Source organism: Mesorhizobium sp. RCC_202, assembly GCF_041355295.1.
Classification (GTDB): Bacteria; Pseudomonadota; Alphaproteobacteria; order Rhizobiales; family Rhizobiaceae; genus Mesorhizobium.
Map to the genome: position 1 here is coordinate 264175 of NZ_JBFUPO010000008.1, position 24462 is coordinate 288636.

At 64.7% G+C, this 24462-nt stretch carries 18 protein-coding genes and 1 riboswitch; of the genes, 8 read left to right on the forward strand and 10 right to left on the reverse strand.

Going from position 1 to position 24462, the window contains the following annotated elements; translation table 11 throughout:
* Positions 1–285: 285 nt before the first annotated feature.
* A complete protein-coding gene (locus AB6802_RS20055; protein ID WP_371011906.1) occupies positions 286–1926 on the reverse strand; it encodes an acyl-CoA synthetase in 1641 nt (546 codons plus the stop codon).
* Positions 1927–2129: 203 nt separating this feature from the next.
* Here AB6802_RS20055 and AB6802_RS20060 point away from each other — a divergent pair, with 203 nt between their 5' ends.
* The 3 genes from AB6802_RS20060 (at position 2130) to AB6802_RS20070 (ending at position 6517) form a co-directional block, all read left to right on the forward strand.
* The gene (locus AB6802_RS20060) at positions 2130–3095 is read left to right on the forward strand and encodes a sugar-binding transcriptional regulator (RefSeq protein WP_371011907.1); all 966 of its coding nucleotides are present in this window, start codon (positions 2130–2132) and stop codon (positions 3093–3095) included.
* A gap of 79 nt (positions 3096–3174) precedes the next feature.
* Positions 3175–5229 carry a bifunctional aldolase/short-chain dehydrogenase gene (locus tag AB6802_RS20065; protein WP_371011908.1) on the forward strand — a complete coding sequence of 685 codons (2055 nt, stop codon included), beginning with the start codon at positions 3175–3177 and terminating at the stop codon, positions 5227–5229.
* 223 nt (positions 5230–5452) lie between these two features.
* Positions 5453–6517, forward strand: a complete 1065-nt coding sequence (locus AB6802_RS20070) for a D-alanine--D-alanine ligase family protein (RefSeq protein ID WP_371011909.1) — start codon at positions 5453–5455, stop codon at positions 6515–6517.
* On the opposite strand, the gene AB6802_RS20075 is transcribed toward AB6802_RS20070, so the two are convergent.
* Positions 6518–8023: a winged helix-turn-helix domain-containing tetratricopeptide repeat protein gene (locus AB6802_RS20075; protein WP_371011910.1), complete on the reverse strand. Its 1506-nt coding sequence runs from the start codon at positions 8021–8023 to the stop codon at positions 6518–6520.
* 133 nt (positions 8024–8156) lie between these two features.
* Here AB6802_RS20075 and AB6802_RS20080 point away from each other — a divergent pair, with 133 nt between their 5' ends.
* Positions 8157–8396 (forward strand): DUF1127 domain-containing protein, encoded by a 240-nt coding sequence (locus AB6802_RS20080; RefSeq protein ID WP_371011911.1) that lies wholly within the window; start codon positions 8157–8159, stop codon positions 8394–8396.
* A 75-nt stretch (positions 8397–8471) separates the two neighbouring features.
* Here AB6802_RS20080 and AB6802_RS20085 read toward each other — a convergent pair whose 3' ends face one another.
* From AB6802_RS20085 to AB6802_RS20095, 3 genes are all read right to left on the reverse strand, one after another.
* Positions 8472–9524, reverse strand: coding sequence for a substrate-binding domain-containing protein (locus AB6802_RS20085; RefSeq protein ID WP_371011912.1), 1053 nt, complete (start codon positions 9522–9524; stop codon positions 8472–8474).
* Positions 9525–9562: 38 nt separating this feature from the next.
* Complete coding sequence (locus tag AB6802_RS20090; protein WP_371011913.1) at positions 9563–10558, reverse strand: ABC transporter permease; 996 nt, start codon at positions 10556–10558, stop codon at positions 9563–9565.
* 243 nt (positions 10559–10801) lie between these two features.
* Positions 10802–12313: a sugar ABC transporter ATP-binding protein gene (locus AB6802_RS20095; RefSeq protein ID WP_371011914.1), complete on the reverse strand. Its 1512-nt coding sequence runs from the start codon at positions 12311–12313 to the stop codon at positions 10802–10804.
* 137 nt (positions 12314–12450) lie between these two features.
* Here AB6802_RS20095 and mtnK point away from each other — a divergent pair, with 137 nt between their 5' ends.
* The 4 genes from mtnK (at position 12451) to fba (ending at position 16956) form a co-directional block, all read left to right on the forward strand.
* On the forward strand, positions 12451–13719 hold the full coding sequence (gene mtnK / locus AB6802_RS20100) for an S-methyl-5-thioribose kinase (protein ID WP_371011915.1): 1269 nt from the start codon (positions 12451–12453) through the stop codon (positions 13717–13719).
* On the forward strand, positions 13716–14810 hold the full coding sequence (gene mtnA / locus AB6802_RS20105) for an S-methyl-5-thioribose-1-phosphate isomerase (protein WP_371011916.1): 1095 nt from the start codon (positions 13716–13718) through the stop codon (positions 14808–14810). Before mtnK ends, mtnA begins: the two co-directional genes overlap by 4 nt.
* A gap of 234 nt (positions 14811–15044) precedes the next feature.
* Positions 15045–15189, forward strand: a riboswitch (FMN riboswitch).
* A 76-nt stretch (positions 15190–15265) separates the two neighbouring features.
* The gene (locus AB6802_RS20110; protein WP_371011917.1) at positions 15266–15730 is read left to right on the forward strand and encodes a 6,7-dimethyl-8-ribityllumazine synthase; all 465 of its coding nucleotides are present in this window, start codon (positions 15266–15268) and stop codon (positions 15728–15730) included.
* Between the two features lie 161 nt (positions 15731–15891).
* Positions 15892–16956, forward strand: coding sequence for a class II fructose-bisphosphate aldolase (fba, locus tag AB6802_RS20115; RefSeq protein WP_371011918.1), 1065 nt, complete (start codon positions 15892–15894; stop codon positions 16954–16956).
* A 47-nt stretch (positions 16957–17003) separates the two neighbouring features.
* Here fba and AB6802_RS20120 read toward each other — a convergent pair whose 3' ends face one another.
* The 5 genes from AB6802_RS20120 to AB6802_RS20140 are packed head-to-tail and all read right to left on the reverse strand — an operon-like array spanning position 17004 to position 24408.
* Positions 17004–18236, reverse strand: a complete 1233-nt coding sequence (locus tag AB6802_RS20120; RefSeq protein ID WP_371011919.1) for a VWA domain-containing protein — start codon at positions 18234–18236, stop codon at positions 17004–17006.
* Positions 18226–20487 (reverse strand): DUF5682 family protein, encoded by a 2262-nt coding sequence (locus AB6802_RS20125; protein ID WP_371011920.1) that lies wholly within the window; start codon positions 20485–20487, stop codon positions 18226–18228. Before AB6802_RS20125 ends, AB6802_RS20120 begins: the two co-directional genes overlap by 11 nt.
* A gap of 3 nt (positions 20488–20490) precedes the next feature.
* Entirely contained in the window at positions 20491–21570 is a 1080-nt protein-coding gene (locus AB6802_RS20130) for an AAA family ATPase (protein ID WP_371011921.1), read from the reverse strand.
* Positions 21571–21589: 19 nt separating this feature from the next.
* On the reverse strand, positions 21590–23026 hold the full coding sequence (locus AB6802_RS20135) for a DUF5691 domain-containing protein (RefSeq protein WP_371011922.1): 1437 nt from the start codon (positions 23024–23026) through the stop codon (positions 21590–21592).
* Complete coding sequence (locus AB6802_RS20140; RefSeq protein WP_371011923.1) at positions 23023–24408, reverse strand: SWIM zinc finger domain-containing protein; 1386 nt, start codon at positions 24406–24408, stop codon at positions 23023–23025. The genes AB6802_RS20135 and AB6802_RS20140 overlap by 4 nt, the downstream gene beginning before the upstream one ends.
* Between the last annotated feature and the right edge of the window lie 54 nt (positions 24409–24462).

Consider the following 24462-nt stretch of genomic DNA (forward strand, 5'->3'; position numbering starts at 1 on the left):
GCGGTCGTCATCCAAGGGCGAAGCAAGGAGCGAAGCGACGCGCGCAGACCCGAGGATCCATTCCGTGACGTCGATCGAAAAACGAAAACGGATCAAGACGTTACGGTGATTGACGCCTGCGGTGCGCGGCCGGATATTCTCAACCGCTGGAGCACGGCCGCCAGGTCACGGAATGGATCCTAGGGTTTCCGCGACGTCGCTTCGCGACTGCTCCAACCTAGGATGACGAAATCCGAAGGTCCGCGGCAAATTGTCGAGGTCAAATGCGAAGGAACACAACGTCCGCTACGCCCCCTTCGCCATTTCCCGCAGCCGGAACTTCTGGATCTTCCCCGTCGACGTCTTCGGTATCTCGGCAAATACCACCGTCTTCGGCACCTTGAAGCGTGCCAGCAATCCACGGCAATGCTCGATGATCTCGCCCTCGGTCGCGGTTCTGCCGGGTTTCAACTCGACATAGGCAACCGGCACCTCGCCCCATTTGTCGTCGGCCTTGGCAACGACACCGCAGGACGCCACGGCAGGATGTTTGTAGAGCGCGTCCTCGACCTCGATGGAGGAGATGTTCTCGCCGCCAGAGATGATGATGTCCTTGGAGCGGTCCTTGAGCTGGATGTAGCCGTCAGGGTGCATGACGCCGAGATCGCCGGAATGGAACCAGCCGCCGGCGAAGGCTTCGTCGGTTGCCTTGCGGTTCTTCAGATAGCCTTTCATGACGATGTTGCCGCGAAACATGACCTCGCCGATGGTCTCGCCATCGGCGGGCGTTTCGGCCATCGTCTGAGGGTCCATCACCGTCAGGCCCTCAAGCGCGGCGTAACGCACGCCCTGGCGCGCTTTCTTGGCCGTCCTTGGCCCCTTCTCCAGCGCGTCCCACGCCTTGTGCCATTCGTTGACAACGGCCGGGCCATAGGTTTCGGTCAGGCCGTAGAGATGGGTGACGGCGAAGCCGGCATCGGCCATGCCGGACAGCACGGCTTCCGGCGGGGGTGCCGCGGCCGTGTTGAAGCTGACAGTCTGCGGAAATTCGCGCTTGTCCTCGTCCTTGGCGTTGATCAGCACCGACATGACGATCGGCGCGCCGCACAGATGGGTGACGCCATGATCGGCGATGGCGTCATACATCGGCTTTGGCCGCACCCAGCGCAGGCAGACATGCGTGCCGGCCTGCACGGCAAGCGTCCACGGGAAGCACCAGCCATTGCAGTGGAACATCGGCAGCGACCACAGATAAACCGCATGCTTGGCCATGCCGGCATGGATGGTGTTGGTGTAGGCCATCAGCGCCGCGCCACGATGATGATAGACGACGCCCTTCGGATTACCCGTCGTGCCGGAGGTATAGTTCAGCGAGATGGCGTCCCACTCGTCGTCGGGCATCGACCAGGCGAAAGCCACGTCGCCGCCGGCGAGAAAATCCTCATAGTCGAGCGAACCGATCCGCTCGCCCTTCGGATAGGGCGCATCGGCCGCGTAGTCCGGGTCATCATAGTCGATGACCAACGGCCTGACCTTGGCCAGAGCCAGCGCCTCCCTGACCACGCCCGAGAATTCGCGGTCGACGATCAGCACCTTGGTCTCGGCATGGTCGACCTGGAAGGCGATGACCGCGGCGTCGAGGCGGGTGTTGAGCGAATGCAGCACCGCCTTGGTCATCGGCACGCCGAAATGCGCTTCCAGCATCGGCGGCGTGTTCGACAGCATCACCGTCACCGTATCGCCCTTGCCGATGCCGCGCCTGGAAAGCGCCGAGGCGAGCTTCAGCGAGCGGCGCCAGAAGTCGCGATAGGTGACGCGCTGGTTACCATGGATGATGGCGACATGATCGGGATAGGTTTTTGCCGCGCGCTGCAGATAGGTCAGCGGCGTCAGCGGCTGATGGTTGGCGGCGTTCTTGTCGAGATCCTGTTCGTAGGGATTGGCCATCCCGTTCTCCCCAAGTTCTTTTCGAGCTTTCTAACCTTAGGCACGCTGCCACGCTATCCCCCTGGAACGGCCGAAAATGCTATGATGCGCCGTTCCGGTAGAATGGCGATCCGGGCGGGGCCATATTGGCAGGTGACGGCGACCGGCCGCGCCGAATTTGACTTTTGTCGAGAGCCGTGACTAATGTCAGCCGAGGAGGCGGCATGGCGATCAGACCGGCAGAACAGCTCATCCACAAGGCCGCCTGGCTGTACTATGCCCATGGCCTGCGCCAGGACGAAGTGGCTAGCCAGCTCAACATTTCCCGCGCTTCGGTCGCCATGTATCTGCGCAAGGCGCGCGAGACCGGCATCGTCAACATCTCGACCTCGACGCAGCTCTTCACCGACGACGTCATGGCTCGCCGGCTGGAGGATGCCTTCAAGCTCGACGCCGTCTGGATCGCGCCGGAGAACGCCTATCTCGCCGATCCTTCGACCGACATCGCGGTGCTGGCGGCGAGCGTGTTCCTGGAGCTGGTGAAGAAGGGCGACCGTATCGGCGTCGCCTGGGGCCGCACCGTCTACACCATCGCCGACATCATGTCCTATGCCGACCTGCAGGACGTCACCGTGGTGCAGCTCTGCGGCAATCTCGGCGCGCCCTACTCCTACCGACCCGACCAGTGCACGATGGAGATCGCGCGGCGGCTGAACGCCAAGGGCCTGAATTTCTATGCCCCACTGGTGCTGTCGACGGAAGCCCTGGCGCAAGGGTTGCGCGCCGAGCCGGTGATCCGCGATCAGCTGGCCGGCGTCGCCGACTGCGACCTGGCGCTCTATTCAGTCGGCGCAGTCGATGCCGACAGCCATCTGGTGAAATGCGGCGCGCTATCGGCGTCCGAGATGGAAGCACTGCGAAGCCAGGGTGCTGCCGGCGTGATCGCCGGGCAGATCATCGATGCCAAAGGCGAGGTGCTCGATTGCAGCTACAACCGGCGCGTCATCTCGGCCGAGCTCGCCTCACTGCGCGCCATCGATAAGCGGCTGATGGTGGTACAGGAAGACACCAAGTTCGAGCCGTTGCTGGCGGCGATCGCCGGCGGGCTCTGCACGCATCTGGTGGTCGGTGCGCATATGGCCGAGCGCCTGCTCGAGCACGCGGGCGAAGCCGGCAAAAAAGCATCCTAGAACACCCCTCGCCGCTTCTGTCATCAAAGCGTCGGGCTTTCTGTTCATGAGCAAAAAGACGGAAACGGACTGAAACGACATGCAGAACCTTTGGAATGACGCCGACGCTGAAAAGATGGTTGCCGACTATGCCAGGAAAGGCGTTGGCCGCGACCTTGCGCTGCGCGTCTATACAACCCGCCTGCTCGGCGGCGAGCCGCGCCTGGTGCTGCATGGCGGCGGCAACACGTCCGTCAAGACCAAGGCCACAGATCTCCTCGGCGACGAATGGGATGTGCTGTGCGTCAAAGGCAGCGGCTGGGACATGGCCGTCATCGAGCCGCAAGGCCTGCCGGCGGTGAAGATGGGCGCGCTCTTGAAAGCCCGCACGCTGGGCACACTTGCCGACGAGGACATGGTGGCGCTGCAGCGCTCCAACCTGATCGACCCCGCCTCCCCCAACCCGTCGGTCGAAACGCTGCTGCACGCCTTCCTGCCGCACCGTTTCATCGACCACACGCATTCGACGGCGATCCTCGCCATCGTCGACCAGGAAGACTCGAAGCCGCTGATCGAGACCGTGTTCGGCACCAAGATGGGCTACGTGCCATACATCAAGCCGGGCTTCGATCTCGCCAAGGTCGCCGCGGAAGTCTTCGACGCCGATCCGAGCGTCGAAGGCCTGATCCTCGACAAGCATGGCATCTTCACCTTTGGCGACGATGCCAGGCGGGCCTATGACCGCATGATCCATTATGTGAATGTGGCCGAGGACTACGTCGCGAAGAACGGCAAGCCGCAGGCAGCCAAGGCAGCGCTGCCGGCAAAGCTCGCCAGGCCGAGCGACATCGCGCCGACGCTGCGTGGCGCAGTGGCCGTGGCGCGCGGCGAAGGCCGCTTCGACCGCATGATCAGCGACTTCCGCACTTCGGACGCGATCGTCGATTTCATCAATTCGGCCAAGATCGCCGACTATGCCGGGCGCGGTGTATCGACGCCCGACCTGTCGATCCGCATCAAGACCGGGCCGATGGCGGTGCCGGCGCCGGATGCCGACACGCTCGGCGACTACAAGGCCGTCATCAAGAGCCATGTCGAGGCTTTCGCCAACGACTACCGCGCCTATTTCGAGACCAACGATGCGCTGGACGACGTCAAGCGCACCATGCTCGACCCGATGCCGCGCCTGACGCTGGTGCCGGGTCTCGGCATGTTCGGCCATGGCCGCACGTTGAAGGACGCGAAAATCGCTTCGGATGTCGGCGAGATGTGGATCGAGGCGGTGCGCGGCGCCGAGGCCGTCGGCCATTTCCATCCGCTGTCCAAGGCCGATCTCTTCCCGCTCGAATACTGGTCGTTGGAGCAGGCCAAGCTCGCCTCCAATAAGCCGAAGCCGCTGACCGGCCAGGTGGTGCTGATCACCGGCGGCGCCGGCGCCATCGGCGCTGCGACCGGCAAGCTGTTCGCCGCCAATGGCGCGCATGCCGTGCTCGTCGACCTCGATCCGGCCAAGGCGGCGGAGGCGGCAAAGGCCGCCGGCAACAATTCGATCGGCGTCGGCGCCGACATCACCAACCCGGCCGAGATGCGCGCCGCCTTCGACAAGGCGGTGGCGGTCTATGGCGGCGTCGACATCCTGGTCTCGAATGCGGGTGCGGCCTGGGAAGGCAGCATCGGCGAGCTGGACGACGCCACGCTGCGCAAGAGCTTCGAGCTCAACTTCTTCGCCCATCAATCGGCGGCGCAGAACGCGGTGCGGATCATGCTGCAACAAGGCACCGGCGGCGTGCTTCTGTTCAACACCTCGAAGCAGGCCATCAATCCCGGCCCGAAATTCGGTGCCTATGGCATTCCGAAAGCCGCGACATTGTTCCTGTCCAGGCAATATGCGCTCGACTACGGCGCCTACGGCATTCGCTCCAACGCGGTCAATGCCGACCGCATCCGCTCGGGCCTTTTGACCGATGCGATGATCGCCAGCCGTTCGGGCGCGCGCGGCGTGTCGGAGAAGGAATATATGTCCGGCAATCTGCTTGGACAGGAAGTGACGGCCGACGACGTGGCGCAGGCCTTCCTGCACCAGGCACTCGCCGAGCGCACCACTGCGGATGTCACAACAGTGGACGGCGGCAACATCGCGGCGGCGTTGCGCTGAGGATGTAGAAGCAGAGGCTGGAGCGGTTCGTCGTTTCATAAACGGACGAACCGCTCCTCGTGTTGACGCGATTCCAGATGGAAAGCCTTCGCGCTTCTGCTGAAAAACTGCGTCAACCGGTCAAAGTCCCACTTCAATCCTTCGCTTACTACTGGGGCGGTTGAAGGGGATGTCTGGCGTTTCGCATGCGAGCTCCAACCCTGATCATTGGTGGAGTTTCTCAATGCCCGCAAAGAGACTGCGTATCGGCGTGCTGTTCGGCGGGCGCTCCGCCGAGCATGAGGTGTCGCTGCTTTCGGCGACCAACGTCATGGCCGCGCTGGAGCCGGCGAAATACGACGCCGTTCCAATCTTCGTTACCCGCGAAGGCCAATGGCTGCTCAGCCGCTTCGAGGATGGTTCGCTGGCGACACCATCGGCTGGCACGCAGCTCTGCCTGGTGCCTGGCGGGCATGGACGGATGCTGGCGATCCCCGCCAGCGGCGCAGCCCACGACCTGCCTCGCCTCGATATCCTGTTTCCGGTGCTGCATGGCCTGCATGGCGAAGACGGCGCGGTGCAGGGGCTGGCCGAGGTGGCGCGCATACCGCACGCCGGCTGCGGCATACTGGGCTCCGCCGCGGCGCTCGACAAGGACATCGCCAAGCGGCTGCTGAAGGCGGCCGGCGTGCCTGTCGCGCGCTCGGTGACGATCGATGAAGGTTCGGCTCCTTCGCTCACCGATCTGGAAGACCAGCTCGGCCTGCCGGTGTTTATCAAGCCGGCGCGGCAGGGCTCGTCGGTGGGTGTCGCAAAGGTCAATGGCAGCCAGGAATTCGATCGAGCGCTGGCGGAAGCCTTCCAGCACGACCGCAAGCTGTTGGCGGAGGAATTCGTTCGTGGCCGCGAGATCGAATACAGCGTGTTGGAGAGCCCGACGGGCGAACTCTTCGTCTCGCGTCCGGGCGAGATCGTGCCGGCGGAAAGCCACGGCTTCTACAATTACAACGCCAAATACATCGGCGAAAATGGCGCCGCGCTGATCGTGCCGGCGGAGCTGCCGCCGGAGGTCGAGGAAGCCATGCGCGCCACGGCGGCAAAAGCGTTCCGGGCGCTCGGCTGCGACGGCATGGCCCGCGTCGACTTTTTCCTGATGCCGGACATGACTTTCCTGATCAACGAGCTCAACACCATTCCCGGCTTCACCAACATCAGCATGTACGCCAAGGCGATGGCGGCAAGCGGCGTCAGTTATCCGGAGGTCATCGACCGTCTGGTCGCGCATGGACTGGCCCGCGCCAACCGGTGATCACTCCGGCAGACCAGCCTTGCGGAAGCCGTCGACGAAATGCTCCAACGTCGCCTCGTCGCGGAACGGCTCGGTCTCGACCCAGCGCTGCGTGGAGAAATGCGGATTGCCGACCAGGAACAATGCGACCTCGGTGCGCGCCTCGTCGAGGCGGCCGAGCTGGGCAAGACTTGCCGCCAGGAAGCGGCGTGAGCTTGTGCGATAGGTCTCGTCGCGCCGCAGCGTCTCGACGGCGGCCTCGTAGGCGCGTGCCGCATATTGGGCCTGGCCGAGCGTCAGATAGTACCAGCTCGGCGGAAACGGGTTCAGCCGGAACGCCTTGCGGATGTGTTCGAGACCCTCCTCGACCTTTCCGGACAGGACGACGATGTCGGACAATGTCGCCCAGATATCGGCCTCGTTGGGATCGAGTTCGATCGCCTTGGCGAATTCAACCTCAGACTGTTCGAAATCGCGCTCATAGGCGAGCAGGTTGGCCAGCACCCAGACGCAGCCGGCATCGTTGGGGTCGATCGCAACGGCCTTGCGCGCCAGTTCCAGGGCGGTGCTGCGGGCAGGTTCGATCGGCTCGCCCCAATGCACCCAGCCCATCCAGTGGTTCATGGCGAGCCAGCGATAGGCCTCGGCATAGTCGGGATCGAGCGAGATCGCGCGCGTCAGCATCAGATGGGCTTCGCGCGCCATCTGCGGCGATTCATCGAACAGACTGCGTGCTCGCACGACGAGATCATAGGCCTCGAGGTTCTTCGGCCGATTGCGCGCCGGCGGCGCGCGCAGCCGGCCAAGCAATGCCTCGACGATCTTGGCCGTCGCCTCGTCCTGGACGGCGAAGATGTCTTCCAGGCTGCGGTCGAAACGTTCGGCCCACAGATGCTCACCGCTCAGCGCATCGATCAGCTGCGCGTTGATGCGCACGCGTCCTGCGGCGCGCCGGGCGCTGCCTTCCAGCAGATAGCGCACGCCAAGGTCCTGCGCGATCTCACGCACATCCATGGGCTTGCCCTTGTAGGCAAAGACCGAATTGCGCGCGATGACGAACAGGCCCGGTATCCGGGAGAGGTCGGTGATCAGGTCTTCGGTCAGGCCGTCGGCGAAAGACTCCTGGTCGGGATCGTTGCTCAGATTGATGAAGGGCAGCACGGCAATCGACGGCTTGTCGGGCAGCGGCAAGGGCTTCCGCTTGGCGTCGAGCTGTTCGATGGCGCCGGTGAAGCGGTAGCCGACGCGCGGCACCGTGGCGATCCACTCGCCGCCGTCGGTCGCCGGCCCGAGCAGCTTGCGCAATTGCGCAATCTGTACGGTGAGGTTGCCTTCCTCGACGGCGGTGCCCGGCCACGCCGCGTCCATCAGCTCGGCCTTGGCCAGGATCTCGCCCGGGCGCGCGACGAGAGCCTCCAGCAGCTTCAGGCCGCGATGTCCGGCGGCAATGGGCACATCGCCGCGTAGCAGCGTTCCCGCGCCCGGATCAAGCACGAACGGTCCGAAGGCAAAGCGCGATCCCTGCATGCGGCGATCTATAGCCGATTTGGAAGTTTTGAGAACTATTTGGGAAGGCTTAATTACGCCACCGCCGGCATGCGGCAGAATGCAGCCTCATTCAAGTCACGGGCCTTCGAGCCCAAATTGCATGGAGGTTGCCATGAACGATACCCTTTTGCCTTGCCAGGGGCTCGCGGTACGGCCGGCCATTCGCACAAGGCCTCGGCGCTACAGTCTGGCGGCCTTGCTCAGCCTTCTCGCGGCGCGCCGCAAGCAGGCCCGCTTCCGCTTCGATCTGAAGCGCATGGCGACCGACAATCCGCATTTGATCGACGATATCGGGTTGACCAGATGGCAGGTCGAGGAAGAGATCGCCAAGCTGCCTTTCTGGCAGCGATAGGGCGAACGATTGGCGGTCATCCAAACAGAAAGAGCGGCCCGAAAGCCGCTCTTTCCTTGTTCAATTTGCCCGAACTTACTTGGCGTTCGGGTTCGGCATCCAGGCCGGCATGGCGACATCGGCGTGGGCGAACTGCGGCAGCTTGGCCGACAGGTCTTCCATGTTCTTGATGTCCTTGTCGATCAGCTCCTTCTGGGTGATCAGCGTCGGCGGCACGATGACGTTGTGGCCGGGGTCTTCACCGGCAAGCAGCTGCGCCAGCGCGCGCACCGAGACCTGGCCGACGACGGCCGGGTTGGTGGCGGCGGTCGCGGCCCAGGCGCTGTCGGGCTCGCGCATGGCGGCGATGTCCGAGGTCGAGATGTCGGCAGAGTAGATCTTGATGCCCTTGTTCAGCCCGGCTTCGTCGACGGCGATTTTCACGCCCTTGGCGAACTCGTCATAGGGCGCGAACATCACCTTGATGTCGGGATGCGCCTGCAGCACCGAGCGCGCCTGGTTGGCGACGGAGTTGGCGATCGGGTTGTCGAGCGTGCCGAACTGCGCGACCTCCTTGATGCCGGCGTATTTCTTCTTCACGTCGACCCAGGTCTCGTTGCGGCGGTCGAGCGGCGCGATGCCGGCGACATAGACATAGCCGGCGTTCCAGCTTTCGCCATTGTCCTTGACCGCCTGTTCGAGCGCCAGGCGGGCAAGGTCTTTGTCCGACTGCTCGATCTGCGGGATCTTCGGGTTTTCGACGTTGACGTCGAAGGCGACAACCTTGATGCCGGCGTCGACCGCGCGCTGAGCGGCGTCCTTCATCGATTCCGTCAGGCCGTGCTGGATGATGATGCCTTGCACGCCGAGCGCGATGGCCTGGTCGACCATGTCGGCCTGGAGCGCGGCGTCCTGGCGGCTGTCCAACACGCGCAGGTCGATGCCAAGCGCCTTCGACTGCGCCTCGACGCCCGACAGATAGGCCTGGAAGAAGTCGCCCGTCGACAGATAGCGCACGAGCGCGATCTTGACGCCCGGCTTGTCAAACGGCGCCGGCTTGTCCGCCGCAAGGGCACTGCCCTGCATCAGCAGCGCCGCGCCCGCGAGGCCAAGTGCCGCCTTCCCCAAAAGTCTTCTTGTGATGCTCAATTTTTCCTCCATTTTCTTTCTCAAAACCCCGGTCGAACCTACCTCTTGCCCCTGCCGGAAAGGGCGAAGGTGAAGACAAGGGCGACGACGAGAACCGCGCCCTTGACGAAATCCTGCGTGTAGTAAGGGGCGTTCATCATCGTCAGGCCCTGCAGCAACACGCCGACGAACACCGCGCCGACGGCCGTGCCGAAGGCGTTGGGCTTGGCGGCGCCGAGCACCGCATAGCCGATGAGCGCCGCCGCGACCGCGTCGAGCAGGAGATTATTACCCGAGGCGATGTCGCCGCGTCCAAGTCGGGCGGCGAGCAAAATGCCGCCGATCGAGGCAAAAACTCCCGAAATGACGTAGGCCCAGATTTTGTATGCCTTGACAGGCGCGCCGGCGAGTTCGGCGGCGCGCTCGTTGGAGCCGACGGCATACATCATGCGGCCGAAGCGAGTGTATTCGAGGAAGAACCAGATCAGCACCGCGAGCACGACCAGCACCACGACCGAGACCGGGATCAGGTTCGGAATGAAGAAGTCGAAGCGGTGGCGGCCAAGCGCCAGGAAGGCGTCCGAGAATTTACCGTTGGCGACCGAGCCGTCGGGCATCGTCATGCCGGTGGCGATCGAGCGGCCTTCGGTCGGGATGCGCTGCAGGCCGAGCAGCAGGAACATCATGCCGAGGGTGGCGAGCAAATCGGGCACGCGCATATAGACGATCAGCCAGCCATTGATCAGGCCGACGATGACGCCGATGACGAGGCAGGCGATGACGGCAACGACGGTGTTCTGCTCCAGCACCACCATGGCATAGGACGCCGCCATCATGGCGCTCGTGGCGACCGAGCCGATCGACAGATCGAAGCCGCCGACGACAAGCGTCGCAGTGACGCCAAGCGCCAGCACGCCGGTGATCGCCACCGACTGGAAGATGAAAACCGCGCTCTGCGGCGAGACGAAACCGTCGGCGGAGAGAGCGAAATAGGCGATCAGCCCGACCAGCAGGACGATGAAGCCGTAGCGAATGGCGTAGTCGCGCGCGGTCATTCAGCGCTCCACCGCGCGGCTGTCCAGGCAAAGCTCATTCCATTCCACTCCATGCAATTCTTTGTTTGATGCATGTCGTTTTCCCAAAACCGCTGCGCACTTTTAAGCGACATGCAATTCTTTGTCTGATGCATGTCGTTTTCCCAAAACCGCTGCGCACTTTTAGGCGACATGCAATTCTTTGTTTGATGCATGTCGTTTGCCCAAAACCGCTGCGCACTTTTAGGCGACATGCAATGGACCTCACGCCGCGCTGTTCAGCGGCCCGCCGGCCACTTCGGCCAGCAGCCGGTCGAGGTCGATATCGGCATTCCTGTGCTCGCCGACGATCGTGTGTTCGGACATCACCAGGATGCGGTCGGCGGTCTCCAACGCCTCGTCGATCTCGGTGACGAAGATCAGCGTCGCACGGCCATCGGCGCTTGCCCTCAGCTTAGTGGCGATGTCGCGGCGGGCCGAGATGTCGACGCCCTGGAATGGCTCGTCGAGGATGAACAGGCGCGAGGCCTGCGCCATCCAGCGCGCCACCATCACCTTCTGCTGATTGCCGCCGGAGAGCGCCGACAGCTCGTCCTTCTCCGAGCGGCAGACGATGCCGAGCTCGTCGATCTGGCGGCGCGCGACGGCGCGCTCGGCACGCTTTTTCATGACACTGAAGCTCGACATGCGTTTCAGGAACGGCAGGCTGATGTTGCGCTCGATGTTGAAGTCGCCGACGATGCCGCTCTCAGCGCGATCCTTGGCGACGAGGAAGACGCCCGCGGCGATCGCCTCGCGCGCCGACCCCGGCGCATAAGGCTTGCCGTCCATATGCATGGCGCCGGCGAGCGACCTGCGCACGCCGAACAACGTCTCGGCCAAGGCCGTCTTGCCGACGCCGACAAGGCCGGTGATGGCCACCACCTCGCCAGTGCCGAGCGTCATCGAGATCGGCTTGGCGCCCGGCGCGATGCGCAGGCCTTCGGCGGTGAAGACCGGGCGCACCGAGTGTCTCGCCACCACCTGGTCGAGATGGATCTTGCGGCCGAGCATGGCGTTGACCGCGCCTTCATAGTCGAGCGGCTTTTGATCGAAGACGCCGGAGACGATGCCGTCGCGCATCGAGACGATGCGGTCGGCCAGCCGCCTTATGTCGGACATGCGGTGCGAGATGTAGAGGATGGCGACGCCCTGCCCGCGCAGCCGATCGATCAGCGCAAACAGCCGATCGGCCTCGGCGCTCGACAGCGAGGAAGTCGGCTCGTCGAGGATCAGCACCTTGGGCTGATGCGCCATGGCGCGGGCGATGGCGACCATCTGGCGGTCGGCAAGCGCAAGGTCGGCAACGCGCGCCTTGAGATCGAGCGTCAATCCCATGCGGTCGGCGACGGCTTTCGCCTCGGCGCGGATAGTGCGCGGCTTGAACAGCAGCGACGCGCCCTTGCCGCTCAGCCTGTCCAAGGTCAGGTTGGTGGCGACGTCGAGGTCGGCGACCACGCCGTCATTGATGTTCTGATGCACGGTGACGACGCCGGCGCGGATCGCTTCGGCGGGCGTCTGCGGGTCGAACGTCTTGCCGGCGAGTTGCATGGCGCCCGCGCCACGGTCGTAGACCCCGCTGACAATCTTGACCAGGGTGGACTTGCCGGCACCATTGGCGCCCATCAGCACGATTACCTCGCCCGCAAAGAGATCGAGCGAGATGCCGCCAAGCACCTCGTTCTGGCCAAAGGATTTCCTCAAGCCCTCCACACGGAACACGGCATCTGCGCCCATTCGTTCCTCCCTGACCGTGACGCTATGGGCTCGCTCGGCAATTGTCAACACGATTGACATTTGCCAGATCGCTTCCTAGCTTGGCCCCGCCGCCGTGGCTCCGCTATCGTCGGGAACCACGTGCAGGAGGGGAGAGAATGACCGAAAAGTTCGAAGCATTGTCGGTGGAGACGTTGCCGAAGCGCCTCGGCGAGACCACGGCACTCACCGAGCGTATCGGCGGGGATGCCAGCCAGTGGAAAGTACGCGAGGTCGGTGACGGCAATTTGAACCTCGTCTTCATCGTCGAGGGAGACAAAGGCGCGGCGGTGGTCAAGCAGGCATTGCCCTATGTTCGGCTGGTCGGCGACAGCTGGCCGCTGCCGCTGAAGCGCTCCTTCTTCGAATACCACGCGCTGACCAGGCAGGAGCGCCGGGCGCCGGGCTCGGTGCCGACCATCTATTATTTCGATGAAAGCCAGGCGTTGATCATCATGGAATATCTGGCGCCGCCACACATCATTCTGCGGCGCGCCCTGATCGACGGGCGCCAGTTGCCCAACATCTCCAGGGATATCGGCCTGTTCATGGCCCGCACACTGTTCCTCGGTTCGGACCTCTCCATGCCGACCAAGGACCGCAAGGCCGATCTGGCTCTGTTCGCCGACAATGTCGAGCTCTGCGGCATCACCGAGGATCTGGTGTTTTCCGACCCCTATTTCGACGCCAAGCTGAACCGGCATACCTCGCCGCAGCTCGACGGCCTTGTCGCCGAATTGCGTGCCGACCGCGACCTCAAGGTCGAGGCGCAGCGGCTGAAGCACTTGTTCGCCGCCAATGCCGAGACGTTGCTGCATGGCGATCTGCATTCCGGTTCGATCATGGTCACCGACACCGAGACCAGGATGATCGATCCGGAATTCGCCTTCTATGGCCCGATGGCCTTCGATGTCGGCATGCTGCTTGCCAATTTCTGGATGTCTTTCTTCTCGCAGCGCGGCCACGAGGAAAACGGCAGCCGGGATTCGATGCGCGCCTATCTGCTAGAAGTGACCGACGAGACCTGGGCGGTGTTCCGCGCCGAGTTCTCGCGTTTGTGGCGCACCGAGCGCACCGGCATGCTTTACCAGAAAAGCTTGTTCGAGGATCAGGGCGACCTGCTCGGCGTCGAGCAGGCGCTCGACCATGTGCTGCATTCCATCTGGACCGACCTGCTCGGCTTTGCCGGCATCGAGGTGCACCGGCGCATCCTCGGCCTCGCCCACAATGCCGACTTCGAGACGATTGCCGACGAGGACCTGCGCGCCACATGCGAGGCCAAGGCGCTGCGCTTCGGCCGTCACATCGCCGTCAACCGACGCCGGATACACAGCATCGACGAGGTCAACATCCTCGCCGCGCTGATCGAACAGGAGAAGAGCCTTTGAACGTCGGCGACCGCCACTTCCGCACCATTTGGCTGAGTGATGACAAGCGTTCGGTCGAGATCATCGACCAGCGCTGGCTGCCGCATGAATTCCGCATCGAAAGGATCGCAACGGTCAGCGGCATCGCCACCGCGATCCGCGACATGTGGGTGCGCGGCGCGCCGCTGATCGGCGTCACCGCCGCCTACGGCGTCGCCATCCAGATGACCGTCGATGCTTCAGATGAGGCGCTCGATACCGTGTGGGAAACGCTCAACAAGACGCGGCCAACGGCGATCAATCTGCGCTGGGCGCTGGACGAGATGCGGCGCTTCCTGAAGCCGCTGGCACCAGCGCAACGCGCCGAGGCCGCCTACGGGCGGGCCGCTGAAATCGCCGACCAGGATGTCGGGTTGAACCGCGCCATCGGCGAGAACGGACTTGCCATTATCAAAGAGATCGCCGCGCGCAAGCAGCCGGGCGAGCCGGTCAATATCCTGACCCATTGCAATGCCGGCTGGCTGGCAACCGTCGATTACGGCACTGCCACCTCGCCGATTTATCTGGCCGTCGAAGCCGGCATTCCGGTCCATGTCTATGTCGACGAGACCAGGCCACGCAACCAGGGCGCCCAGCTGACCGCCTGGGAGATGGCCGGCCATGGCGTGCCGCACACGCTGATCGTCGACAATGCCGGCGGCCATCTGATGCAGCATGGCGACATCGACATGGTGATCGTCGGCACCGACCGCACCACCGCCAATGGCGATGTCTGCAACAAGATCGGCACCTATCTGAAAGCGCTGGCCGCCGCCGACAATGATGTGCCGTTCTATGTCGCGCTGCCTTCGCCCACCATCGACTGGACAGTGGCGGACGGGCTGGCCGAAATCCCGATCGAGGAGCGCTCCGGCGACGAGGTGTCCTTGGTCTGGGGCAAGACCGCGGACGGCAAGATCACGCAGGTGCGCGTGTCACCCGAGGGGACCCCTGCGGCAAATCCGGCGTTCGACGTGACGCCGGCAAGGCTGGTGACGGGATTGATCACCGAGCGCGGCGTGGCCAAGGCGTCGCGCGAAGGACTGAAGGCGATGTTTCCGGAGCGTGGTTAGCCAATCTCCCCCCTTGTGGGGGAGCTGTCCGGCAGGACAGAGGGGGGCGCTGTCCCGCCGACGTAGCGGCACTTGGATTGGCCCTCCACTATTCGTCATTTTCAGGCTCCACGAACGAGATGGGCCGCGAGTCTTGGCGCCCCCCTCTGCCCTGCCGGGCATCTCCCCCACGAGGGGGGAGATTGGCTAGTCGCCGATTGACAGCCCCTTCCCGTCCTTCCATAAAACCCGCGTTAGTGTTCTCAGGGCGGGGTGAAAGTCCCCACCGGCGGTAAGAGCCTCGGCTCAAGCCCGCGAGCGCCTTTCGGCAACGAGAGGGTCAGCAGATCCGGTGTGATTCCAGAGCCGACGGTTACAGTCCGGATGGAAGAGAACGATCGCAACGAACGGTCCGCCCGCCGGCCGGTTTTTGCGTCGTGCGTCCTGATTCTGGTTCGAAACGGAAGGATGGACCCATGAATCAGCATACCCCAAGAAACCATGAAACCCGCCGCATCGCCGTCATTCGCGCGCGATGGCACGCCGATATCGTCGACCGGTGCGTGCAAGCCTTCGAGGCGGACCTTGCCGCGCTCGGCTTTGACGTCGAGATCTTCGACGTGCCGGGCGCCTACGAGATCCCGCTGCACGCCAAGACGCTTGCCGAGACCGGCCGCTACGCCGCGATCCTCGGCACCGCCTTCGTTGTCAATGGCGGCATCTATCGCCACGACTTCGTGGCAGGCGCCGTGCTGGACGGCATGATGAACGTGCAGCTTGCGACCGGCGTGCCGGTGCTGTCGGCGGTGCTGACGCCGCACAATTTTCACGACAGCACCGAGCACCACCGCTTTTTCCACGAGCATTTTACGGTCAAGGGCAAGGAAGCGGCGAACGCCTGCATCCAGATCCTGGCAGCGCGGGCGCTGATCGCGGCCTAAGCCCGACGGGGCCGGATTTCAGTCCTGCAACAAGAATTGCGGCCACACAGGCTTCAAAAGGTTGCGGCCGCGCGGAAATCCGGCCAGAAGCAACGAGGCCGCCCGACCCCCGGGCGGCCTTTTCAAACACAGGCTCGAACCAAGATACGGGAGACTATTCGTTGGCTCGCATCACACTGAGACAATTGCTCGACCATGCCGCGGAACAGGGCTATGGCGTGCCTGCCTTCAACATGAACAACATGGAACAAGGCCTCGCCATCATGGAGGCGGCCGAGGAGACCAAGTCGCCGGTCATCCTGCAGGCCAGCCGCGGCGCGCGCGCCTATGCCAATGACGTGGTGCTGGCCAAGCTGATCGACGCGCTGGTCGAGATCCACCCCGACATCCCGGTCTGCATGCATCTCGACCATGGCAACAACGAAGCGACCTGCGTCACCGCGATCCAATACGGCTTCACCTCGGTGATGATGGACGGCTCGCTGAAGGAAGACGGCAAGTCGCCGGCCGACTATGCTTATAACTCCGGCATCACGCGCCGCGTCGTCGACATGGCGCATTGGGGCGGCGTCTCGGTGGAAGGCGAAATCGGCGTGCTCGGTTCGCTCGAAAGCGGCGGTGGCGAACAGGAAGACGGCCACGGCGTCGAAGGCGCGATCAGCCATGACCAGCTGCTGACCGACCCGGAACAGGCTGTGCAGTTCGTCAAGGACACGCATGTCGACGCGCTGGCGGTGGCCATGGGCACCAGCCACGGCGCCTATAAATTCTCGCGCAAGCCGGACGGCGCGGTGCTGGCGATGAACGTGATCGAGGAAATCCACCGCCGCCTGCCCAACATGCATCTGGTCATGCACGGCTCATCCTCGGTGCCGGAGGAGTTGCAGGAGATCATCAACAAATATGGCGGCCAGATGAAGCCGACCTGGGGCGTGCCGGTGGAAGAGATTCAGCGCGGCATCAAGCATGGCGTGCGCAAGATCAACATCGACACCGACAACCGCATGGCGCTGACCGGCGCGATCCGCAAGGTGCTGACCGAGAACCCGTCGGAGTTCGATCCGCGCAAATATCTGACGCCGGCGATGGCGGCGATGCGTAAGCTCTGCAAGCAGCGCTTCGAGGAGTTCGGCACCGCCGGCAACGCCCAGAAGATCAAGCCGCTGCCGGTCTCGGAAATGGCCAAGCGCTACAAGTCGGGCAGCCTCGACCCGAAATTCGGCTGAAGACTATTCCCGCGACCGGCTCGGCCGGTCGTGGGATTCCGACTGCCCTATTCGGCTGCCGGCGCTTCGGTCTGGGGGCGAATGAGCTTGATGTCCGCGCCAGCCGCCCAGGCACCGATGTCCTCGCGGCGCAACGCCGCCGCGATCATGTCGGGAAAATGGTCCGGGGTGCAGGCAAAGACCGGAATGCCCAATGCGGCGACCGAACTGGACATCGAAGGATCGTAGCCGGGACGGCCCTGGTCGGTGAGAGCCAGGAGCACAATGACGTTGACGCCTGAGCGGACGAGCGCCGCCAGCCTTTGCAGCAGCTGCTTGCCGTTGCCTCCCTCGTAGAGGTCGGTGATCAGCACGAAATGCGCCTTGGTCGGTCGCTCGATGCGCTCGGCGCAATAGGCGACCGCCTGATTGATGTCGGTGCCGCCACCGAGCTGGACGCCGAACAGCACCTCGACCGGATCGCTGAGCTCTTCCGTCAGGTCGACGATCGCGGTGTCGAAACAGACAAGTTTTGTGCGCACCACAGGCAGCGACGCCATCACCGCGGCGAAGATCGAGGCATAGATCACCGAGCTTGCCATCGAGCCCGACTGGTCGACGCACAGCGTCACCTCGTCGAGGTCGACAAGCCGGCGCTGGCGGCGCATGAAGCCGACCAGCTTCTCCGGCACGATGGTCTTGTGCTCCGGCTGGTAATGGCGAAGGTTGGCGGTGATGGTGCGCGGCCAGTCGATGTCGCGCTGCCTTGGCCGGTTGGTGCGCCGCGAACGGTCGAGCGCGCCACGGATCGCCTCGGCGGTCTTCTGCTCCAGGCGCTGCATCAGCTTGGCAACAATGTCGGAAATGATCGAGCGGGCGATGTCCTTGGTCTTGTCCGGCATCGCCGAGCGCAGCGAGATCAGATCGGCGACGAGATTGACGTCGGCTTCGATCGCCTTGAGGAACTCCGGCTCCATCAGCATCTGCTTGAGGTTCAGCCGCTCGAAGGCGTCCTTCTGCACGATCTGGACGACCTGCTCGGGGAAGAAGGAGCGGATGTCGCCCATCCATTGCGCGACGCGCGGCGCCGAGCGGCCAAGACCGCCGCGCCGCTTGCGCGGATCGCCGGCGGTGTCGCCGCTGCCGTCGCCATAGAGCGCGTCGAGCGCCGCCGACAGTTTCCGGTCTTCGGCCGACAGTGCCGGCGACGTCTCGTCATCGGCGCCGATCGCCAGCCGCCAGCGGCGCTCGCGCGCGTCCTCGGTCGGATCGAGGTCCGGCCCGGTCGCTTCATCGGCCATGGCTTGGCTCCCCTGTGATCAAGCCGCGAAGCAGGCCGAAATGCCGGCGCCAGGCCTCGCCACCGTCGGGCGCCGGCGCCAGCCCGGCAGGCAGGCTTGCCCGCTTGCCCAAAACGGCCTCGATCAGGCGGCGGCGCTCCATGCTGTCGAGATTGGAGAAGACGCGGCGCAGCAGCGGCAGATGCGCGACGAAAGCGTCTTCGTCGAGCGACGCCAGCCAGGCATCGACGGCGCCGCGCAGGCCTTCGTCATAGATCAGCCGCTGCCCGGCGCCGCTGAAGAAGCCTTCGAAGAAGGCGGAAGCATCGGCGACAGGCGTTCCCGGCGACAAGCGCCTTGCCAGAAGGTCGGCCGTGGCTTCCGCGGAAAGCCGCCCTGCCTCATAGAGCAGATGCGCACTGCTGCCGGCGATGAGCGCCGTCGAGCGCGAGGAATCAAGCACGGCCGCCAGGCCGTTGCGCCAGGCATCCAGAACATCGTCGCCCGGCTCGACCAGCTTGATCGCTTCGTCGGCCTTGCGCAGAGCGCTCATCAGCGCAGCGGCGGCCTGCGTATCGAGGTCGCGTGCCGCGTAAGGCAGCGCGATCGAGCCTTCGACGATCAGCCGTTCCAACAAGCCGGCCAGGCGCTCCGTTTCGGTCTTGCGCGCTTCGCCGTACCGGATGATATCGGCCAAAGGCGGCACCGAGGACAGAAGTTCCAGGCACTCGCTGCTGTGGGCGGCCTTTTCTTCAAGTGCCGCGAGGCCGGCGGCGGACGCCTCGCTCAAGGCGGCCGTGATCGCGCTCTGCACCAGCGTGGCCAGGGCGTCGAGGGTCGCGGCAGCGCCGATCATCTGGATCAGGCGGCCATTGGCGGCCTTCTCGATGGTCGGGCCATAGACCAGGTTCTCGACCAGGCGAACCGCATATTCCGGCTGCCAGGCCAGCATCCAGCGCTCACGGAACGTGCCGCGGCTGCGCCCGACATCCGTCAGCCGGCCCCAATTGACGCCAAGCACGTTGAGCCGATGCAGAAGCGTCGACCGGAACAGCCCGCTGTCGCTGCGCAGGTCGATGGAAAGCTCCCGCTCCAGGGCTTCGGGCTTCAGCCGCGCCGCCTTCTGGTTGCGCTGCAGATCATCGATCAGCGGCGCCAGCGGCGTGTCGGCCGGGATCTCGCCGACATCGGCGCCGAGCAACAGCTCGGCTTCGACCATCTTCCACAGCAGCGCCTCGCCGTTGAAGAGCGCCGCGATCGAGGCGTCGCGCAGTTCCTCGAAACCGGGCTTCGGCCGTTCGCGAATGGCGGCAAGCGCCCGCGCCAGACGCTCGGCTTCGATCAGCGATGCGGTCGAGATCATGTGGCCCTTGGCCCTGAGAACCGAGGCGATGCGCGCCAGCCACAGGACGGACGCATCATCCTGGCCGCGGGTCTGCCACAGATGCTTGCACCAACCGGGCGCGACGACGCCGGCGCCATAGCCGTAGCCCAGCGCAAGGCGCGGTCCCGTCCAAGGCGCGAAGGTCATCATGGTCTTGCGCCGGCCGATGCCCTTGAGCAACGCTTGGTCGCTTTTCTGCGTATGCGCCGCCTGCAAAGCCGGCACGTGCCAGGCGCCGCAGACCACAGCCAGAGGGCCGTCGAATTCCTTGCGCGCCGCGGCGATCTCGAGCCGCATATGCGCCTCGCGCATCGCCTCGAATTTGCCGATCGCACCCTCGCCGTCGCGCAGCGTCGTCATCGCGTCGGCGATGGCCGCGAAGATCGGGCCGGGCTCCGGATTCTGCTCGATAATGTCGGACCACCAGCTTTCGCCGTCCTCATAGCCGGCCGCGCGGGCCAAGGTGCCGATCGGATCCCGGATGCGCGACGTGTCTTCGCCCTGTTCTTCCTCGCCCTCTGCTTTGGCCGCATCGGCGTCGGTCGATCCTTCAGGCGCCTTCTCCGTCAGTCGCGCCGCCGCCGGCAGATCGATAAAACGCAGCGCCGCCTTGTTGGCGACAGCCCATAGCGCCGCCTGATATTCCGGCGAGAACTCGGCGAACGGCCAGAAGCTCGTCGCGGCGGGGTCGTCCTCCGGATAGCAAAGCAGCGCCACCGGCGGCTTCATCTGAGGGCTGGCAAGCAGCGGCAGCAGCGGTGAGGCATCCACCGGACCTTCGATCAGCACGGCAACGGGCTGCAGGTCCTGCAACGCCTTGACCAGGCTCTCGGCAGAGCCCGGCCCGTGATGGCGAATGCCGAAATAGCTGATGCCGGCCTGCGTCATCGGTCAGATGGCCGCGTTGAGCGCCGCGTAATAGCCGGCATAGTCCGGCCGTTTCTTCAGCACCGTCTCGAGATATTCCTCCAGCACCACCTTGTCCTGCACCGGATCCTTGACGATGGCGCCGACAAGGCTCGGCGCCAGGCCTTCCGCATGGAGCTTGCCGCCGTCAAACCATGCCGCCTGGCTGAGGCCGCTGACCATCGTGGCGATCGCCTCGGCGGTGGACAACGAGCCTGACGGCGTCTTCAGCGTCACCTTGCCGTCCGCCGTCGAGCCGGAGCGCAGTTCGCGGAAGATGGTAAGCACGCGCGCGATCTCCTCGCCGACATTCTTCGGCACCGGCAGGTCCAAGCCGCCGGCCATTTCGCCGACGCGCCTGGAGACGATAGAGACCTCTTCCGCCATGTCGTCGGGCAGCGGCAGCACGACCACATTGAAGCGCCGCTTCAGCGCCGAGGAGAGCTCGTTGACGCCCTTGTCGCGGTTGTTGGCGGTGGCGATGATGTTGAAGCCGCGCTGCGCGTAGATCGACGTGTTCAGCTCCGGCACCGGCATCATCTTTTCCGACAGCACGGTGATCAGCGTGTCCTGCACGTCGGAGCCCATGCGCGTCAGCTCTTCCAGGCGGCAGAGCTTGCCGTCCTGCATGGCGCGGTAGAGCGGCGTCGGCACCAGCGCCTCCTGGCTCGGGCCCCTGGCCAGCAGCTGGGCGTAGTTCCAGCCATAGCGGATCTGGTTTTCGTCGGTGCCGGCGGTGCACTGCACGACCAGCGTAGAGTTGCCCATGATGGCGGCGGCGAGATGCTCCGAGACCCAGGATTTCGCCGTGCCGGGAACGCCGAGCAGAAGCAGCGCCCGGTCGGTGGCGAGCGTCGCTACCGCGGTTTCCATCAATTGACGGCGGCCGACATATTTCGGCGAAATCACCGTGCCGTCGCTCGCCTTGCCGCCCATCAGGTAGGTCAGCACGGCTTTCGGCGACAGGCTCCAGCCGGCGGGCTTCTGGCGGTCGTCGCCGCGCGCGAGCGCCTGCAGTTCGGCGGCATGGACCTCTTCGGCCGGGAGGCGGATGGCTGCGTTCATGCGATCTTCTCCGGATTGATCATCTGGCGGATTGGGAAGGGTTTGCGGTGAGCGCCGCGTTGAGCCGCAGCAGGCCGAGCGATGGCGATGCCGGCGGCAGGCCGGCCGCGACGACCTCGTCGATGAATTTTGCCGCCGCGGGCGCGGTGACCAGGTAGCCGATCGTCTCGACGATGTCCTCGGCGGCCCGCCTTGGCGCATCTTCCTTAGCGGCGATGCCGTTGCGAAGGGTTGCCAGGAAGCGTCCGTTGGAAAGATCATCCCAGCCGAGCCATCCGGCCTCGATGCCCTGCGCCTGGCTCAGTGCGCCGGAAAACTGCGCGTCCTTGACGATCTGGCGAACAAGCACGCGCTGGCGTCCGGTGTCGAGGCGCGGCGCAAGCTGCAGCACCAGGAGCGCCGCCTTGCCACCGGCGGCGATCAATGTGTCGGCCATATGCGCGACGGCGGCGTCGCTGCCCGAAGCGGCAACCATGCGCGAGAGAAAGATATCGGCATTGTTGTCGGCGCCGAACTGCCAGCCGGTTATGAAATCGGATTCGGTCACCCCGAACCGGGCCGCCAAATCGACCAGATTGCAGAGCTCGAACAGCTCGGCGCGGCGCTGCTCCTGCGCATGCGATTTGGTTTTCGCCGGGCCGAATGTGGTGCGGCGACGGATGAAACCTGCCTTGCCTTCCTCGATGAAGCCGGCGAGCTCGGCTACGGGGACGTCCGCGCCGGCCTCGCCGTGTTCGCCCAGCATCGCCAGCATGCGGCCCGCCAGCTCACGGATTTTGCCGGACCGGTCGGCTGCCAGGCTTTTCAGGTACGGCGCGTCGTCCGGTCCGAGACCGATGCGGATGAGCTCGACCAGCGGCAGCCGGATTTCGGCCGATTCGGCTGGCGCCTTGGCCTCGAGCAGCTGTCGAGCCGCTGCCGGCTCGCTGCAGCGCATCGCGGCCAGCGCCAGGCGCCGCGCGGCGGGATAGAAATCGGCCCAGTTGTCCGCATTGAGCTTGTCGGCTGAGCCTGGTCGTTCCTGTTCGGCACTTGCCTGCCAGTCGAGCCAGGGCGCGTAGACATCCGGCGCGTTCTGGTCCGACGCCGCAGGCATCCAATCCATCGGATGGGTGACGAAGCCACGGCTGGCCACCAGCCTGACGACGAGAGCCTTGCGCCTTGCGTCCACGGCATGCTTGAGCGCGGCGCGCAGCAACGGCCGCAACCGATCCGGAAGCATCGGCAAGGCGAGCATCGGCAATTGCGGGCGTCGCTTCAGCGTCTTGGGTGCGGCGGGACGAAGCGCGACATCCAGCGCCTGCGCGGCGATCGCCAGCAACCGTCGCTCTTGCTCGTCGGGGTTGGACGCAGCGGCGACATCTTTCCATTCGGCAGGAGCAAGTTCAAACACCGCGCCACCGGAAATCCAGCCGTCGCGCAACCGCGCCAGCCCTGCCTGCTCAGGCTCGTTCATGACAGATCGAGCCTCCCCATATTGCTCTGCGAGGCCAGCAGCTCGAGCCTGGCGCCGTTCCAGAGCGCGGCCGTGGCCGCAAGGTCGAGACCGAGCAAGGTCCGGTCGACCGTGCCTGCGACAGGCAGAGCGATACCATGCGGATCGCTGGCCGCCTGCCACCAGGCACTGTCCCTTTCGTCCAGCGCGATCGCGCCAGCCGGCAGGATGATCGGGCAATCCGACAGCCACGGCGTGCCATCCTGGAAGGTAGCGTAGAAAGTCAATGGATCGCCCGAAGCGCCCGAAGCGAAATCGGGCCATGTTCCAGGCGAAACGTCGCCCAGCCTTTCGGCGACCAGCGCCCGCAGCGGATTGCGGGACGGGTAAAACACCAGCCTCGCCTTAAAGCGATCACCCGGCGCGAAAGCTCCCGATCGCCGGCCGGCGGACGCCGGAAAGAAATCGAGCAGCACGGCAAAACGCGGCGCTGCGCTCTTCAGATCGAGCAGCCAGGTGGCATGACTGACAAGACCATCGCGGCGGGTTTCGATCTTCTCGCCGAGAACCTCCCAATCGCTTTCGATTTGGATGGCATCCGGATTGGCGAGCACCTGCTCTCGGGTTTCCGACGTCGAAACCAGCCGTTTCAGCTCGGCATCGTCGGGCGCGGCGCGCCAGGCCTTGGCGAGCAACACCAGCTTACCGAGTTCACGGATTGCGGCATCGGGCTTTTCTTCGCCGCGCAATGCCATCAGCCGCGCCGGCAGTTCGTCGATGCGCCCGGCCAGCGCCGTGGCCTTCAGGTCGACAAGCCTCGCCGCAATGCGACGGCAGCGTTCGCTGCAGGCGTCGACGAAGCCGGCAAGACCAAGCCGAAGCTGGTCGGCAATCCATTGATCGAGCTCGTCCAGCGCGGCCAGGACCGAACTTCGCGTGTCTTCGGCCCGCTTGCGCTGCGCCGCCTCGCGGCGTTCGGCCGCCACGGGGTCTTCGACCGGGGCGCTTTCCTCAGGTTGGGCGGCCGCGTCGATGCTTTTGCCTTCGGCATTGGCCGCTTGCGCCGGCTGTTGTCCCGGCTTGCGGCGCCGGCCGAGCCAGTCATTCACCCATTCCGGCGTCTGGGCCACGTCGGCGAAGCTGGTTGGCGCGGTGGCGCCGATCCAGGCCAGCGCCAATATGTGCTTGCACGGAAATTTCCGCGACGGGCAGGTGCATTTGTAGCCATGGTCGCGGAGATCGAATGCCACGCGATAGGGGTTCGATCCCGAACCCTGGCATTCGCCCCAGAGGAGTCCCAGCTGCTCATTCGTCTCGAGCCGGGGCCAGTTCGACCGCTTGGTCAGCTTGGCGGCCGCGCCAAGCGAAGCCTGGTCGGGGGCTAGAGCTTCAATGGTTTTCAAGTCCAGTTGCAAGCCGCGCCTCTCATGACCTCGAAGCATGATTCCGCGACGATA

Bases quoted from the DNA above. Each gene is read 5' to 3' on its own strand.
- mtnK (WP_371011915.1), top strand. From the start codon at position 12,451: ATGACCGAAAAGTTCGAAGCATTGTCGGTGGAGACGTTGCCGAAGCGC.
- AB6802_RS20055 (WP_371011906.1), bottom strand. From the start codon at position 1,926: ATGGCCAATCCCTACGAACAGGATCTCGACAAGAACGCCGCCAACCAT.
- AB6802_RS20080 (WP_371011911.1), top strand. From the start codon at position 8,157: ATGAACGATACCCTTTTGCCTTGCCAGGGGCTCGCGGTACGGCCGGCC.
- AB6802_RS20075 (WP_371011910.1), bottom strand. From the start codon at position 8,023: ATGCAGGGATCGCGCTTTGCCTTCGGACCGTTCGTGCTTGATCCGGGC.
- AB6802_RS20125 (WP_371011920.1), bottom strand. From the start codon at position 20,487: ATGACGCAGGCCGGCATCAGCTATTTCGGCATTCGCCATCACGGGCCG.
- AB6802_RS20060 (WP_371011907.1), top strand. From the start codon at position 2,130: ATGGCGATCAGACCGGCAGAACAGCTCATCCACAAGGCCGCCTGGCTG.
- AB6802_RS20110 (WP_371011917.1), top strand. From the start codon at position 15,266: ATGAATCAGCATACCCCAAGAAACCATGAAACCCGCCGCATCGCCGTC.
- AB6802_RS20095 (WP_371011914.1), bottom strand. From the start codon at position 12,313: ATGGGCGCAGATGCCGTGTTCCGTGTGGAGGGCTTGAGGAAATCCTTT.
- AB6802_RS20090 (WP_371011913.1), bottom strand. From the start codon at position 10,558: ATGACCGCGCGCGACTACGCCATTCGCTACGGCTTCATCGTCCTGCTG.
- AB6802_RS20070 (WP_371011909.1), top strand. From the start codon at position 5,453: ATGCCCGCAAAGAGACTGCGTATCGGCGTGCTGTTCGGCGGGCGCTCC.
- AB6802_RS20120 (WP_371011919.1), bottom strand. From the start codon at position 18,236: ATGGCCGATGAAGCGACCGGGCCGGACCTCGATCCGACCGAGGACGCG.
- AB6802_RS20065 (WP_371011908.1), top strand. From the start codon at position 3,175: ATGCAGAACCTTTGGAATGACGCCGACGCTGAAAAGATGGTTGCCGAC.
- AB6802_RS20130 (WP_371011921.1), bottom strand. From the start codon at position 21,570: ATGAACGCAGCCATCCGCCTCCCGGCCGAAGAGGTCCATGCCGCCGAA.
- AB6802_RS20135 (WP_371011922.1), bottom strand. From the start codon at position 23,026: ATGAACGAGCCTGAGCAGGCAGGGCTGGCGCGGTTGCGCGACGGCTGG.